Annotated in this window: 13 protein-coding genes and 1 tRNA gene; 8 read left to right on the forward strand and 6 right to left on the reverse strand. The window is 45.5% G+C overall.

The window, feature by feature from the left end; translation table 11 throughout:
- Positions 1-209: 209 nt before the first annotated feature.
- The 4 genes from pcrA to RMO79_RS12755 all read left to right on the forward strand — a co-directional run bounded on the left by pcrA (position 210) and on the right by RMO79_RS12755 (position 4,753).
- Positions 210-2,552, forward strand: coding sequence for a DNA helicase PcrA (gene pcrA, locus RMO79_RS12740; protein WP_310483538.1), 2,343 nt, complete (start codon positions 210-212; stop codon positions 2,550-2,552).
- A gap of 264 nt (positions 2,553-2,816) precedes the next feature.
- Positions 2,817-2,888: transfer RNA gene (locus RMO79_RS12745), tRNA-Gly, on the forward strand.
- A gap of 164 nt (positions 2,889-3,052) precedes the next feature.
- Positions 3,053-3,496 (forward strand): hypothetical protein, encoded by a 444-nt coding sequence (locus RMO79_RS12750; RefSeq protein ID WP_310483539.1) that lies wholly within the window; start codon positions 3,053-3,055, stop codon positions 3,494-3,496.
- A gap of 12 nt (positions 3,497-3,508) precedes the next feature.
- Positions 3,509-4,753: an aldehyde dehydrogenase family protein gene (locus RMO79_RS12755; RefSeq protein WP_310483540.1), complete on the forward strand. Its 1,245-nt coding sequence runs from the start codon at positions 3,509-3,511 to the stop codon at positions 4,751-4,753.
- Between the two features lie 55 nt (positions 4,754-4,808).
- Here the strand turns inward: RMO79_RS12755 and RMO79_RS12760 are convergent, their stop codons facing one another.
- Together RMO79_RS12760 and rpsP are read right to left on the reverse strand one after the other, a co-directional pair.
- The gene (locus tag RMO79_RS12760; protein WP_310483541.1) at positions 4,809-5,267 is read right to left on the reverse strand and encodes a KH domain-containing protein; all 459 of its coding nucleotides are present in this window, start codon (positions 5,265-5,267) and stop codon (positions 4,809-4,811) included.
- Positions 5,264-5,521 carry a 30S ribosomal protein S16 gene (gene rpsP / locus RMO79_RS12765; protein WP_310483542.1) on the reverse strand — a complete coding sequence of 86 codons (258 nt, stop codon included), beginning with the start codon at positions 5,519-5,521 and terminating at the stop codon, positions 5,264-5,266. The genes RMO79_RS12760 and rpsP overlap by 4 nt, the downstream gene beginning before the upstream one ends.
- 159 nt (positions 5,522-5,680) lie before the next feature.
- On the opposite strand from rpsP, the gene RMO79_RS12770 reads away from it, so the two are divergent.
- Both RMO79_RS12770 and RMO79_RS12775 read left to right on the forward strand, forming a co-directional pair.
- Positions 5,681-6,814, forward strand: a complete 1,134-nt coding sequence (locus RMO79_RS12770; RefSeq protein ID WP_310483543.1) for an anhydro-N-acetylmuramic acid kinase — start codon at positions 5,681-5,683, stop codon at positions 6,812-6,814.
- Between the two features lie 231 nt (positions 6,815-7,045).
- Positions 7,046-8,533 carry a serine/threonine-protein kinase gene (locus tag RMO79_RS12775; protein WP_310483544.1) on the forward strand — a complete coding sequence of 496 codons (1,488 nt, stop codon included), beginning with the start codon at positions 7,046-7,048 and terminating at the stop codon, positions 8,531-8,533.
- On the opposite strand, the gene RMO79_RS12780 is transcribed toward RMO79_RS12775, so the two are convergent.
- Positions 8,525-9,664, reverse strand: coding sequence for an ATP-grasp domain-containing protein (locus RMO79_RS12780; protein ID WP_310483545.1), 1,140 nt, complete (start codon positions 9,662-9,664; stop codon positions 8,525-8,527). The two genes, RMO79_RS12775 and RMO79_RS12780, sit on opposite strands and share 9 nt — an antisense overlap.
- A 391-nt stretch (positions 9,665-10,055) precedes the next feature.
- Here RMO79_RS12780 and RMO79_RS12785 point away from each other — a divergent pair, with 391 nt between their 5' ends.
- Both RMO79_RS12785 and RMO79_RS12790 read left to right on the forward strand, forming a co-directional pair.
- Positions 10,056-10,586, forward strand: a complete 531-nt coding sequence (locus RMO79_RS12785) for a GrpB family protein (RefSeq protein WP_310483546.1) — start codon at positions 10,056-10,058, stop codon at positions 10,584-10,586.
- A gap of 97 nt (positions 10,587-10,683) precedes the next feature.
- Entirely contained in the window at positions 10,684-12,195 is a 1,512-nt protein-coding gene (locus tag RMO79_RS12790) for a DGQHR domain-containing protein (RefSeq protein ID WP_310483547.1), read from the forward strand.
- Here the strand turns inward: RMO79_RS12790 and RMO79_RS12795 are convergent.
- Genes RMO79_RS12795 through RMO79_RS12805 form a run of 3 tightly spaced genes read right to left on the reverse strand, consistent with a single transcriptional unit; the run spans position 12,175 to position 13,830 of the window.
- Positions 12,175-13,092 (reverse strand): TetR family transcriptional regulator, encoded by a 918-nt coding sequence (locus RMO79_RS12795; protein WP_310483548.1) that lies wholly within the window; start codon positions 13,090-13,092, stop codon positions 12,175-12,177. The genes RMO79_RS12790 and RMO79_RS12795 overlap by 21 nt on opposite strands.
- Positions 13,079-13,516, reverse strand: coding sequence for a type II toxin-antitoxin system VapC family toxin (locus RMO79_RS12800; protein WP_310483549.1), 438 nt, complete (start codon positions 13,514-13,516; stop codon positions 13,079-13,081). Before RMO79_RS12800 ends, RMO79_RS12795 begins: the two co-directional genes overlap by 14 nt.
- On the reverse strand, positions 13,513-13,830 hold the full coding sequence (locus tag RMO79_RS12805) for a type II toxin-antitoxin system HicB family antitoxin (protein ID WP_310483550.1): 318 nt from the start codon (positions 13,828-13,830) through the stop codon (positions 13,513-13,515). Before RMO79_RS12805 ends, RMO79_RS12800 begins: the two co-directional genes overlap by 4 nt.
- Positions 13,831-13,951: the final 121 nt, after the last annotated feature.

Raw genomic sequence — 13,951 nt, forward strand, 5'->3', positions numbered from 1 at the left:
TTCTGGGGTTCCCCCAGAATAAAAACGCCGCTCCGAGGAGGGGATTTTTCACCCAACTCATCTTCTTATGAAGGGGGTTAGGCGTAAATCCCCTCCTCGGAGGGGCGAATCAGCCGCAAGGCTAATTTCTCGTTCCGAGAGGCTTCGCCAACGGGGTGGGTAAGATCTCCGCAACACCCAAAAAAATCAGATCCTCCCTCCCCTCTCAAATGTCTAACACCGACTTTATCGCTCATCTCAATCTCTCCCAACGACGTTCCGTCGAGCATTATTGTGGAGCCTTATTAGTAGTCGCTGGTGCGGGTAGTGGCAAAACTCGCGCCCTCACCTATCGCATCGCTAATTTGATCCGTACCCATCGCGTCGATCCTGCCCATATTTTAGCAGTTACATTTACAAATAAAGCTGCGAAGGAAATGCGATCGAGAATCGAGATCTTATTTGCTCAACAGCAGGCAGAATTTAAGTATGGTAAAGCCTGGGGTGCATTAGATGAGTATCAGCAAACTCAAATGCGATCGTATATTTACAAGACGATTATTAAGGATCTTTGGGTGGGAACTTTCCACGGTTTATTTAGTAAGGTGTTGCGATTTGATATCGAGAAATATCGGGATGATAAGGGACGAACCTGGAATAAGAATTTCTCGATCTTTGATGATGCTGACTGTCAGGGATTAGTTAAGCAGATCGTCGTTAAGCAGTTAGATTTAGATGACAAGAAATTCGATCCGCGCTCGGTTCGCTATGCGATTAGTACGGCGAAAAATAAAGGTTTATCGCCAGATGAATATAGCCGAGAACAGAATGATTATAAAGGGCGCGTAATTGCGGATGTCTACAAGCACTATCAAGATGCCCTTTGTGCGAATAATGCCCTCGACTTCGACGATCTATTATTGGTGCCCGTGCAACTGTTTCGCCAGAATCCGCAAGTATTAGATTATTGGCACCGCAAATTTAGACATATATTAGTCGATGAATATCAAGATACCAATCGCACACAGTACGATCTGATTCAACTACTAGTTACTAATGGTGTCGATAGTAAAACATTCGATGCTTGGGAACATCGATCGATCTTTGTGGTTGGCGATGCCGATCAATCGATTTATTCATTTAGAGCCGCAGATTTTACTATCCTAATGAATTTTCAGGACGATTTTGGCGATAGTATGCCAGACGATCGTACCGAGACAATGGTGAAATTAGAGGAGAATTATCGATCGCGTGAAAATATCTTAGCTGCTGCCAATCATCTGATTCAAAAAAATACCCAGCGCATTGATAAAGTCCTAATCGCAACGCGCGGCGAAGGCGAACCGATTTTTCTATATACTGCCGATAACGAAATCGATGAATCTGAATTTGTTGTCAGTCAAATTCGGAAACTATTACGCGAAAATCCCGAACTCAATTACGGCAACTTTGCAGCCCTATATCGCACCAACGCTCAATCGCGACCGATCGAAGATGCCTTCGTGCGATCGCAAATTCCCTATACGATCGTCGGTGGATTAAAGTTCTACGATCGGCGCGAAGTTAAAGATATCGTCGCATATTTACGGGCAATTGCCAATCCTAGCGATACAGTTAGTTTGCTCCGCACGATCAATACACCTAGAAGAGGAGTCGGACAAACGACAATTGATAATCTTCAAAATGCCGCTCATCAATTAGGTGTCCCCTTGTGGGAAATCTTAAATGATGAAACTTCAGTTAAAACGGTCGCCGGACGATCTTCAAAAGGCGTGCTTAATTTCGCGGAAATTATTAATAAGTGGCGAATTGAAGCCCAAACTCGTCCGGTTGTCGATATTGTCACTGGTATTATTGAAGATACTGGATATGTCAGCGAGCTACAAACTCAAGGCACTGACGAAGCTTTAGAACGCGTTCAAAACATTCAAGAATTAGTCAACGCTACGCTCCAATTTCAAGAAGAAAATGATACGCCGACACTCGAAGCATACCTATCTAGTGCTGCGTTGAGTTCCGATCTCGATAACCTTCAAGAAGGTAAGGAAGCCGTCTCCCTAATGACATTACACGCATCTAAAGGACTAGAATTTCCGATCGTCTTTTTAGTCGGGTTAGAAGCAGGATTATTCCCCAGTTATCGATCGCTTAACGATCCGATGGCTGTCGAAGAAGAACGCCGATTATGTTATGTGGGCATCACCCGCGCTCAAGAAATGTTATATCTCTCTCATGCTCGCGAACGTCGCTTATACGGCTCTAGAGAACCCGCCATTCGATCGCAATTTATCGGCGAATTGCCCCCAGAATTAATTAATAGCAATCTGCGGACTAAAGTTAAAGGTCGAACTGCTGCTAGCACTGCGCCCAAAGACCCTAAAACCGTTGGTAGTGCTGTCAACCAAACAACAGCATGGCGCGTCGGAGATCGGGTCATCCATCGCAGTTTTGGAGTCGGTCAAATTTCTCATGTATTTGGAACTGGTAATAAACAATCTGTCGCTATTAAATTTCCCAATGTCGGTCAAAAAATTGTCGATCCGAAAACTGCCGGACTGCAAAAAATTGATTAATCTCAACGCTGGCACGGGACATTACTACTAACGCAAATTGCTAGTAGTCTTGGGTGTAAGTAAAGTTACTATTTAGCGGGGAGCGAGGAGCGGGGTAATCAGAGATGGTATCTAAACTTGTGCCGCTCAGTACTAGTGATAGTTTTTGAGTGTGGGAAGTGCGAGAAGTCTTCCTCCCATCCCTCTCCATCCTAATTTTTAATCGATATGTTGACAAACAAAGAAGATCGTGAGAGGATAGTAGATGTGGTTAAAAACACCAATGCGGGTGTAGCTCAGTGGTAGAGCGCAACCTTGCCAAGGTTGATGTCGCGCGTTCGAATCGCGTCTCCCGCTTAAATCGGCAGAATCTACTTTTATAAGATAGATTAAAGAAGGGTCTCTCCAGAAATGGGGAGGCTTTTTAGTTAAGGGTTTGCAATTTAATAAACTACCAGTCAGACAGGTTTCTCCCATCTCTCATCCCCTTACTCCCATCTCCCCCACTCAATCTACATTTTGTGGCACCTACTCACCAGCAAAAAATTTATTTAGATCTGGAATATCATTGCCCGTGCCATCTTAATGGTACGCTGCGACAGATCGTGCTGACCGAAGCATTTGGCTGCGATCGCTGCCATCGGATTTTTGTCTTGCAAGAAGATGGTTTGGAGATCGAGGAATTAGCAGCAACATATCCTTATAAACGGCGTTATTATTGGAATGGCAACCGATTCCAGATCCTCAGATCCTTACCGACAGGTAATTTTTGGACATTTATCGGTTCGAGATCTGCCTGGATCTTCGGGCTGCAATGTTTGAGTGCGATCGGGTTGCTAATATTTATCGTTCAACTATATTGTCGAGCGACACTAACTAGTCCGATCCTTAATCTTGTACTATCAATAACGATAGCGATTATTGTCCCGATCGCGATCGTGCTCTGGTTATTCGATCGAGGTTAAACACCTATTTATATGGAACACGCGAATGCCAACCCCAGCCTAGCTAGCACGCTAGCTCAATCGGTTCAAGCTGGACGACACCTCGCGCTGACGAATAGCAAGCAGCGAGAACAGGCGATCGGATCGATGGCGACAGCTTTGGGAGGGTCTTTTCAAGATATCCTCGAAGCTAATACCCTCGATTTAGAGGCAAGTAGGGAGTTAGGTATCTCCGATCTCTTGCTGGAATGGCTCAAACTCACCCCCGAACGTCTTCAACGGTATATAGATTTACTGCATCGTCTGGGCGAACTCTCATCGACTTATGGCACGACAGATATCGGTGCTCAGGGTGGAGATCGGCATAGTTATCGTCGAGTCAGACCGCTCGGCACGATCGCCTTTATTTATGAAGCATTGCCAGAATTAGGCGCGATTGCCGCTGGCATGAGCGTCAAAACAGGAAATAGTATCGTGCTTAGGGGCGGAATTGAAACCCAACATACCAACCTGGCGATCGCCAATGCCCTCAGAATTGGGCTAGAACAGGTCGATTTACCTCCAGATGCAATTCAGATAGTTGATTCGAGTCCTAGCTTGTTATACGAGCTGTTAACGCGGACTCAGCAGGTAAATCTAGCGATCTGCTATGGTAGACCGAGTTTGATCCATCAAGTCACTCAACAGGCAACGGTATCGATTTTACCAGCGGCGATCGGGAATTGCTATTTATATTGGGGTGCTAATGGCAATTTAGAAATCGTCCGTCAGGCGATTTGCGATAGCCACATTGGCGAACCCGATGCGGTTAATGCGATCGAAAAAGTCTTAATTCATACCGACCGCTCTTCAACATCCCTAACTACGCTCTGGAAAAGCTTGGCAGAAAAAGGGTTTATACTCCACGGCGATCGGGAATTGGTGGCTAGTTATGGTGAATACTTACAGTTAGCCCAAGATCGGGAATGGTATCAACCGTATCTGCGTAAAATTGTCGCATTTAAATTAGTCGATAGCGTGGATGCGGCGATCGCGACGATCGATCGCTATAGTAGCGGACATGCCGATTGTATTGTCACCGATTCGTATCTGGAAACCCAGCAATTTGTCGCTGGCATTAATAGTGCTTGCGTTTATGTAAATGCTTCACCCCGGTTCTATCGCCATCAGCGGGGTGGCGATCGGATTTGGCTGGGAATGTCTAATTACCAAGGTTCCCAACGCGGTGCGATTGGATTAGCATCATTGATGGCAAACCAACAAGTCACGATGGGTTAGCCAAATCGAGGACAGATCGACAAGTAACGAGGGGTTAATCGTCGATCTTTGGGATTTAGCGACGGGGGCGCGGGGGTGGTGAACTGGAACTATCGCCGTCGTTACTGCGACGCTCTTCGCCATCGGCAGATCGTCGGATCGGCTTGCTTCTGGGCGGGCGATTTTCCGTGGGCGCGGACATACTATTACTGGATGCATCTCTATCCTCATCTGAGTCTCGATGTCTAGAGCTAGAATTGTTACTGCCATAGACATCTAAATGCACCGATTGACCGACGGCGGTAGCGGCGGATTGGAGAATGGTACGTACTGCCTGAATATTTCGGCCACCTCGCCCAAAAGCACTGTCCCGATCGGCAGCTTCAATCGCCACGCGAATCCAGACGCGACGATGCTCGATCGTATATTCACAATCGACACCAATTGCGTCTACCGTACTCACGAACGGTTGGAACAAAAATTTGACTAGTTGCCCGTAGTCGGGCGCATTAGGTTGAGGGGTCGAAACTGTCACGTTGCTTTTCTACCTGCTGGTTCGATTACATTCGCTTTTTCCAGAATCCGGCGGACGGTTTCGGTGGGCTGGGCACCTTGGCTGAGTCTTCTGAGAATCGCGTCGTTATCGAGACGGACTTCATCGGTTCTGGGGTTGTAGAAGCCTAGTTCTTCTAAGGGCAGACCGTCACGTCTAGAGGTACTTTGCATTGCGACTAAACGGTAGCTAGCTTCCCGCTTTTTACCAAATCTTTTGAGCCGTATTTTAATCATTTTTGAAGCAAGTTAGCTGGTAATATTAGTGAGTTAGATTATTTACCCACAGCCTTTCAACTATAGCACAGGCATCGATCGTTCTCGATTTTGTTTTTTTGAGCGGGGAGATGGGGGGACGGGGAGACTGAATTTAGCAAAGAGTGTGGGAGTGACTGAATGAGAGTAATTGGGTTGATGAGTGGGACATCGGTAGATGGGATCGATGCTGCTTTAGTGGAGATTGGGGGAACGACGCTCGATTTGCGAGTGGAGTTGTTAGCTGGAGAGACTTATCCTTACCCTGACGAGCTGAGAATGCAGATTTTAGCGGTGTGTGGTGGGGCAAAATTAGCGATGTCTGAATTGGCTCAATTAGATGATGCGATCGCGGGTTGTTTTGCGAAGGCAGCGATCGCCATTCAAGCCGATTTACCTGCGGCGACGTTAATTGGTTCGCACGGTCAAACCGTCTTCCATCGCCCTACCACGGCTGGGTCAATGGGTTATAGCCTGCAAATCGGACGGGGCGAACTAATTGCGGCGATCGCCCAAATAACCACGATCGATAACTTTCGGGCTGCCGATATTGCTGCTGGCGGACAAGGTGCCCCGCTAGTACCTAAACCCGATGCCTATTTGCTAAGTCATCCCCACGAACATCGCTGCATTCAAAATATCGGCGGCATCGGGAATGTCGCGTATCTGCCACCAAATAGCCAACCCGACTGGGAACAGCAGATTTGTGGGTGGGATACCGGGCCGGGAAATAGTTTGCTCGATCTGGCTGTCGCGCACCTGAGCGATGGCAAATTAACCTTCGATCGCGATGGTGCCTGGGCGGCTACTGGGAGCGTCTGTGAGCCGTTGGTTGCTAAATGGTTAGCGCAAGACTATTTTCGCGCTGCACCCCCTAAATCGACTGGTAGAGAGCTATTTGGAGCGGAATATCTGCAAGCTTGTATGGCAGATGCAACTGCTTTACAACTTAGCGATGCAGATTTGTTAGCAACACTTACCGATTTTACGGCTAGTAGTATCGCTGATAGCTACCATCGCTTTTTACCGCGATTGCCCGATCGAGTGTTACTCTGTGGCGGTGGCAGTCGTAATCTTTATTTACATCAACGCATCCAACATCATTTACCTCAAATCGAGATCGCGACTACCGATGAAGCTGGTGTTAATGGCGATTATAAAGAAGCGATCGCCTTTGCCGTGCTAGCATATTGGCGACATCTAGAAATTCCTGGCAATTTACCTACTGCTACTGGGGCAAAACAAGCGGTACTATTAGGTGATGTCCATCATTGACCGCGATTTGGGTATATTTAGAATAAGCGCATCTATCGCCGTCCTCAACTTTACCCGATAATAGAGAACGATCGGTCTGTATCGATCGATTTACAGCACGTTCGCTCTGAGGCAAATTTACCAGTATCACCCGATCGCTTTCGTATTAATGTTCAACTTTTATTTTCAAACTCGGATTATCGATCGGGCGTTCGCAATCTCATTATCGAGCGGTAGGGAGGCATCGATCGCGTGAGGGATGAATATTATGGTCGCTTACTCGTTCAACGCTATCAACTGTTAGAGATAGCGGGGAAAGGTTCGATGGGACAGGTGTATCAAGCCAAGGATACCCTCTTAGGCGGCGTAATTGTCGCTGTCAAATTTTTGTCGCGATCGAAAATGAACCAACGGGTACGGGACAGGTTTATGCGTGAAGCGACGATTAGCGCGCTATTGGGGGAAAAGAGCATTCACATCGTCAAAGTGCGCGACTATGGTGTCGATGATGAGGAAATGCCTTTTTATGTCATGGAATACCTCAAAGGCGACAGTCTCAAGGATGCGATGCAAAATAAACCCGTGCCGCTACCGAGATTTTTTAGTTTCATGCGCCAGATTTGCTTGGGGTTGCAGTGCGCTCACGATGGCATTGAAATCGATGGCAATGTTACCCAAGTGGTACACCGCGATATTAAGCCCAGCAATATTATTATTACTAAAGATGCCACATTAGGGGAATTAGTGAAGATCCTCGATTTTGGGATTGCTTTACTTAAATCCGATGATTCGCCGACAGGATTTATGGGTACGCCTGCTTACTGTTCTCCCGAACAGATGGATGGCAAAACACTGGATAATCGCGCCGATATTTATAGTTTGGGCATTATGATGTTCCAAATGCTCACGGGTGAATTACCACTCAAACCTAAAGCCAGTTCTTTTGAGGGTTGGTTTCAGTCGCACCACTATCAGAAACCCAAATCATTTAGCGAAGTTAAAGCCAAACTAGTTTGGCCGCAACAACTGATTGATATCGTCAATCAGTGTATGGCAAAAACGCCAGAACAGCGACCGAATTGTGTTAACGATGTGCTCAAAATTCTCGAACAAATCGAACAAGCACCAGCTCGATCGGCAGAACTATCTGCTAAATTAGAACCAGCACGCACGACACCTCCCACCGCCGATGAGATTTGCCGCCAAAGTATTTGGCCTAAAGATAAGCCTCGTGCAGAAATCGTCTTCCCTCAGCTCATTCCGTATCAAGATACAGAGTTAGCCACGATGTGGATTATGCTTTCTCCTAGCGATATTGAAAAATACAAATACAATAAACCGCACGCGCAGTTTCTATTCGTCGGTGCGCCTCACCCGATGTTGCTGTGGCTGACAACACTCTACCAAAACGAGCAGCAACACCGGATGTTACCGTGTTATTTAGATCTCAAAAAACCGATCGGTGAAAACATCTTAAAGGTTCTCACCCAGACGGGAATCTATCGATTGGTATTATTTTCGCTCGAAGGTGACGAACATTGTGTCTGTACGATCGAAGGTAAAGTGCCGCTGCGGAAAATTCAACTCCTGAAAGAATGGTCTTTAGAAAGTAAAAATAGCCCCGCTACCCACGGTCAAATTAAGGAAAGCAAACGATCGTTAAAAGAAGAGTTAGAATCGCTCAAACCCAAATTAGTTGCCAGTCTGCAACGGCAAATTTCCAAGAAGAATTTAAATTAGTTCAAAAAAATTATCGAACTCAATTTGTAATAGTTTGGCTAGATTTTGACTGGTTTCTTTAAGAATATAAATCCCGAATGCTAATTGATTTCGATAGTCAAAATCGCGTTCGAGTAAAATTTCCGTAAATTCTCGCTTGAGTTTTTCTCGATTTGGTTGGTAATATTTAAGATTAGTATTTTTACCATTATAAGCAATGAAAAACACAAAAATATCGGTTTGCTTATCCTGCCAAATTTGCGGCCAATCGGGTTCGATATCTGCGGCAAAACAAGCATAAGGATCGACACCCAAACCGTGAAAAACTAAATTACCCAATCCCATTCCGCCAAATCGTAAGGCATTAAGTTCGATCGGCATTAACCGATTCTCCTTCAGAGAGGCTCCGCCAACGCCATTAAGTTTAAATTCGCTATGAATCGGCAGATTTGTGACTTTGAGAATGCGATTGAGTTCTGTAAAAAAATGCTTGGCTTTGGCATAAATGCGATCGAATACCGATCGAGCAGAATAGTAAATAACGTGTAGATATGCGGGGTTGCGAGGGAGAGGATGATGGTAAATATTGACAATGCAAGCCGATCCTACTGAATCATAAAACATGTCTACAGCATATTCTTCGCCATCGAGATAGCCTTCGACCATAAAATCGTTAGTCGAGAGGACGCTAGGCGAAAATAGATCGGTATTTTTAGTCAGTTCGGTTTGCAATTCTGAAGCTAATTCACTTAAATCTGTATCTCGATCGATCGTTCTCACCGCAGTCCCAAATACACCTTTGACTGGCTTAATTACCGATTTTTTGGTTATCTTTAAATCTTGAATGCGATCGAACCGCACAAACTGATATTCAAAATCTGGATAAATAGTTGCAAGGATCTGTCGGAATGCATATTTATTTTTTAATAATTCGATCGCTTTTATTCGCTGCGGATCGTCAATCCTGTCGATTACTCGCTCGATAGCGGCTTCAGAGGCAATACAAACTTTATCTTGTTTAGAAAACCGCAAGTTAGTTTGACACAAATTATCGACAGCGATAATTTGCATTTGTGCTATCGCGGGGAGAGATTCTATCGTACCTGCTTCAGCATTGCTAGTAATTAAATATACCTGTTGACGATCGACCATTAATAATATTTCTTAGTGAGCATTACCCAAATCTTAGCACGATCGCCATTTGAGCTGAATCCTAACATAAGTTGTCGATTAGATCGCATATTAAGTTTTTAAAAACCTCGCAATCGGATCGCGATCGAGCTGTTAGGGTAGTTGGGTTAAGCCTTACAACTTGTCCGACAATGCCACTTAGCGAGACTACCATTCCATCGAATCCCACTCAAATCCTCGTCCAACGTACCAATATGGGTAGCAGCTTGGCAGATATCGGCTTATCTACTTGAGATCGATAGTCATTGCGGATTTTCAACTAAGTATCAATTTGTTGTATTTATATTTTATGATATTAACAAGGCAACACCAACAATTTTGAAGACTCTCGATCGAGAGCCATAAAAGGAAAATGGATGAAGTTGTCATCGTAGATTACAATCCGCAGTGGAAGATTCTTTTCGAGCAAGAGTCTGCACGATTAAGCAATGCTTTAGATAAAGATCTCATCACTCGCATCGAACATTTTGGCAGCACTGCGGTACCAGGATTAGCTGCAAAACCCATTATCGATATATTAGTAGGAGTATCTTCACTTGCATTGGCAAAGAACGTTGCTATTTTTCAGCTACAAGCATTGGGATATGCTTATTGGTTCGATAATCCCGATCCGCAACGAATGTTTTTTGTGAAAGGTTTACCGCCAAATAGCCCACGGACTCATCATATTCATCTGGTTGAATCAGACAGTATATTGTGGGAGCGTTTGGCATTTCGAGATTATCTTTGCGATCGTGCAGATGAAGCGGCACGTTATGTTAGATTAAAACACGATCTTGCTCGACGCTTTTCGAGCGGTCGTGAAGCATACACAGCAGGGAAAGAGGATTACATCAAGTCGATCTTGCAGAAAATCCAACAAGAAGATCGAAGAGAGGATTAAACCGTTACCGATCGCATATTAAGTTTTTAAAAACCTCGCGATCCGATCGCGATCGAGCTGTTAGTGTAGTTGGATTAATCTTTGCAACTCCCAGACAATGCTACTTAGCGAGACTACCATTCCATCGAATCCCACTCAAATCCTCGTCCAACGTACCAATATGGGTGGAAGTGAGGCTTATATCGGCTCCGTGACGCTGCAATGGTTGGCCGATCGGGTAAAATATGCTTCAGAGATGAGTTTACTCTCGGAGCAGCACCAGCCCCAGGATAAAAATATCGCCATCGACAGCGAGAGTATTGAAGTCATCCAACAGCGTCCGTTGGATTGGAGCAGACAGGCGGCATTGGTACAATACTTAGCCGCGCGAACTACCCATAAATTTCCGCCCGTATTAGTGACGATCGATCGAGATTGGGTTGATAATATTCATGCACCGGAATGGGGTAGAGGCGGGCAGGCAAATGAATCGGCGGCGGTGTTTATGCCGCTGGATGGGAACGATAGTTTTGGGTTATTAGATGTTGGGGAGTCGATGCGGATTTATGCTCTCGATGGGCAACATCGGTTGATGGGCGTACAGGGATTGATGGAGTTATTACGCCAGCGGGAATTACCCCGATACAATAAGGATCGCCATCCGGTGGGGCAGAAAATTAGCCTAGACGAGCTGGGGACATCGGAGGGATATTTACAGAGTTTACCGCAGGAGACGATCGGGATCGAACTGATCTCAGCGGTAGTCAAGGGCGAGACACAATTAGAGGCGCGCAGGCGGATTCGATCGATCTTCGTCCATGTTAATTTGATGGCGATCGCTTTGAGTAAGGGACAATTAGCTCAATTAGATGAAAATGATGGATTTGCGATCGTCGCCCGCAAAATTGCTGTCGATCATCCATTATTAAAAGATATCCCAGGTCGCAGCCCCCGTGTCAATTGGGATAGTGCGACGGTGGCGACGAAAACTACCGTGCTGACGACACTCCAAGCTTTGCAAGATATGGCGGCAAAATATCTGCAATCCCAATTTCCCCATTGGAAACCCAAAGCTCAAAAAGGGTTAGTGCCGCTACGTCCGCACTCAGCCGAGCTAGAATTGGGTGTCGCGGCTTTTAGTCAGTTGTTTGACAGGTTAGCTCAATTCACCAGTTACGGACGCTTAAAAAGCGAAGATACCCCCAAACTAAGACGATTTAGTTTTGAAATCGATGGTGGCGAGGGGCATTTATTATTTCGTCCCGTCGGACAAGTTGCCTTCGCGCAAGGAGTAGGAATGGCGGTTTTTAAAAAACAAATGGCTGAAACCGAGGTTTTCCGTAAACTCGATCGCTATGATGCCGATGGTGGATTTAGTAATATTAATCTACCCCAATCGCTCTGGTATGGCATTTTATACGACCCGAATAAGAAACGGATTCTAGTATCAGGGCGCGATCTGGCGGCTAAATTAATTGTATATCTGCTCGGCGGCGTAGATAACGATCTCGATCGAGCCGAACTTCGTCTTCAAGTTGCCGAAGCGAGAACTGTCGGCGAATATTCGATGAGTTTTGAGGGTAAATTAGTCACGCCCAAGGAAGTCGGCTTACCACCCATCCTCACTTGATTCTAAACTTTTCACCCAGTTAATTACCGTATTGCAATCCACTCCAGTCTGACGTTCGATTTCCCGAAAGCCGATTCCCTGCGCGTGGAGAGCGAGACATCTCTGTCTAATCTCTAGAGGATATCCTCTTTGTGTGTATCGATCGAGGAATTGCCGCCCACATCCTCTACAAATATAGCGTTGCTTGCCTTGTTGCCGACCGTTTTTCGCCACTCGATCGCTCTGACAGTCGGGGCATATCATCTTTTGAGTAGACACTTGGAGTAAATGGTCGCCAATGTGCGGATTGAGATAGCCGTAGAGAACATCTTTGATTTCGGCATAGATCTCCTGCCGATATTTTTCATCGCTTTTGAGGGCATTCGGAGTCAAACCCTGGACGATATTATGAGCGACTTCTGACAGTAATTCACTTTTGGCTATGCTCAAATTGGAGTTGCGTTGGCGATAAAAATTGGCATGTCGCTCGATCGAAATCGACTGAAGAGTAGGAATATCGGCCATCATACTCTCCATACCCCCAATCGGCTGTAAGTAATACTGTACGACGATACAGCGGGGAATTGGCTCCTCGAAATAGATTGCATAGGCATCGATATATTCACTAATACCTAAATCGAGTGGTCGATCGATCTTCTGAGCGAAAAAATCTGCCTCGATGCATTCTGTCAGCCGCATGTGTTCGGCAAATATAGCATTGAAAATTGCTAATTTATCTGGAAAAAACTGGTAAATCGAACCGACAGCAGTACTGGCTCGATCGGCTATTTGTTGGATCGTAGCCGCTGCAACTCCCGCCTCGGCGAAAACTTCCGCAGCGGCAATGATAATCTTCTCTACCCGCTGTTTCCCACGTTTTTGCTGGGGTTGGCGGCGCAGATTATTAATAGTTGACATCCACAGACCAGTCTTCGATGATTAAATTTGGCACTTGTCCAAAATCTTTATGATTGCGGGTCACAACAATGGCATTGTGAGCTAATGAGATCGAAGCAATCCGGAGATCTTGTGTGCCAATCCGAATACCCTGCTGCCGGAACTGTCTAAAATAATCGTCAGCCGTGCGATTGTATCCTAAAATTTCCAACTGAGAAAACAGGAAAAATGTTGTAGTGAGTCGGTCATAAGCAGCAATTAACAGTTCTGGCGTTTTTGCTTTCTGAATCTGAGCGAGTCTTCCAGCGTACTGTTCTTCAACAGTTACTATTGTTGTGGTAAGAGTCATACCATTCTGCCGCGCAAGTCGAATCTGAGCCGAAACCTGGGGATGATTTCGTTGATAAAGGCTCAATAGATCGGTGTCTATGACATATACAGTCATTGGTAAGCCTCAATCCGATCGATCTCATTTCGATAAGCATTTACTTCAGATAAAAACTCATCAAAAGTTGGGTCGTCCTGAAAAATGCCGATATTGTCAATCCAAGGATCGCTTTTTTCTGGCGATTTTTCACGAGGTAAATCGATCTCGATCGTGACCATTTTTCCGTTCTTAAATTGAGTATCGAGAATGCTTTTGAGCTTATCGATCGCCTCTTGTTCTGTTACTCCATTAGCAGTTGCATGAGGCAATCCAACGATCGAAGCCATGAATGTTCTATCGGCTGGGTTTTGGACAAAGACTTGATATTGCATCGTCAAGACCTACTTTGAGAATGAGAAATGTAGCTATGAATCTATTCTAACTTAACAGCAGCCAGCAAAATCTTCTCTACGCGCTTTTTCCCGCGTTGTTGCTGGGGTTGGCGGCGGAGAG

The organism is Chamaesiphon sp. VAR_48_metabat_403, from assembly GCF_031422475.1.
Taxonomy (GTDB): domain Bacteria; phylum Cyanobacteriota; class Cyanobacteriia; order Cyanobacteriales; family Chamaesiphonaceae; genus Chamaesiphon.

Excerpts from the sequence above, each read along its gene's own strand:
- pcrA (WP_310483538.1), top strand. The coding sequence starts at position 210 with ATGTCTAACACCGACTTTATCGCTCATCTCAATCTCTCCCAACGACGT.
- RMO79_RS12755 (WP_310483540.1), top strand. The coding sequence starts at position 3,509 with ATGGAACACGCGAATGCCAACCCCAGCCTAGCTAGCACGCTAGCTCAA.
- rpsP (WP_310483542.1), bottom strand. The coding sequence starts at position 5,521 with ATGATTAAAATACGGCTCAAAAGATTTGGTAAAAAGCGGGAAGCTAGC.
- RMO79_RS12770 (WP_310483543.1), top strand. The coding sequence starts at position 5,681 with ATGAGAGTAATTGGGTTGATGAGTGGGACATCGGTAGATGGGATCGAT.
- RMO79_RS12780 (WP_310483545.1), bottom strand. The coding sequence starts at position 9,664 with ATGGTCGATCGTCAACAGGTATATTTAATTACTAGCAATGCTGAAGCA.
- RMO79_RS12785 (WP_310483546.1), top strand. The coding sequence starts at position 10,056 with ATGGATGAAGTTGTCATCGTAGATTACAATCCGCAGTGGAAGATTCTT.
- RMO79_RS12790 (WP_310483547.1), top strand. The coding sequence starts at position 10,684 with ATGCTACTTAGCGAGACTACCATTCCATCGAATCCCACTCAAATCCTC.
- RMO79_RS12795 (WP_310483548.1), bottom strand. The coding sequence starts at position 13,092 with ATGTCAACTATTAATAATCTGCGCCGCCAACCCCAGCAAAAACGTGGG.
- RMO79_RS12800 (WP_310483549.1), bottom strand. The coding sequence starts at position 13,516 with ATGACTGTATATGTCATAGACACCGATCTATTGAGCCTTTATCAACGA.
- RMO79_RS12805 (WP_310483550.1), bottom strand. The coding sequence starts at position 13,830 with ATGCAATATCAAGTCTTTGTCCAAAACCCAGCCGATAGAACATTCATG.